The sequence below is a fragment of the Methylomonas rivi genome (assembly GCF_024505165.1).
Taxonomy (GTDB): domain Bacteria; phylum Pseudomonadota; class Gammaproteobacteria; order Methylococcales; family Methylomonadaceae; genus Methylomonas; species Methylomonas rivi.
On record NZ_JANIBK010000373.1, the window covers coordinates 1 to 571 of the forward strand.

Genomic DNA, 571 nt, shown 5'->3' on the forward strand with positions numbered 1-571 from the left:
AACCTGCAGGCTGCTTAAGGTGTGGGGCGCTTGTTCCAAGAGCACGGCATACAGCGAGGGCAAGGCTAACAGGTGGGAGATGCGCCCTTGCTCGATCAGCGCTGCCAGCGCCACCGGGTCTTTGCTGTCGTCGTCATGGGGTAGATATAAACAGCCGCCTTGAGCCAGGGTCCAGAAAATGCCCGCCACCGAGCTGTCGAAAGCAAACGAGGACAGCAGCAGATAGGCTTTGACCGGTTCGGGATAACCCGTCAGCCGGGACCAAGTGGAATGTACCGCGTTGCGGTGATTCACCGCCACGCCCTTGGGCCGACCGGTGGAGCCGGAGGTGTAGATCAGGTAGGCCAGATGCAAGGGATGCAGGCTCACCGTAGGGTTTGTCGCGGGATAACGGGCTATGGCCGAACTGTCGCGGTCGAGGTAGATGACTCCGTCTCTCGTCGTCTTCAAATCCATCGGGTCCGCATCGCCTACCTGGTCCGCTGCAAGTTCAGCATTGAGTGCTTCCCGGGTCAACAACAACGTGACGCCGGCATCGGCCAGTATCAAGGCCCGCCGCTCGGCCGGATAA

At 60.6% G+C, this 571-nt stretch carries 1 protein-coding gene; it reads right to left on the reverse strand.

Annotated features, from left to right (window positions below):
* On the reverse strand, window positions 1-571 hold a 571-nt coding region (locus tag NP596_RS21805; protein WP_256617467.1), incomplete at both ends, for an AMP-binding protein.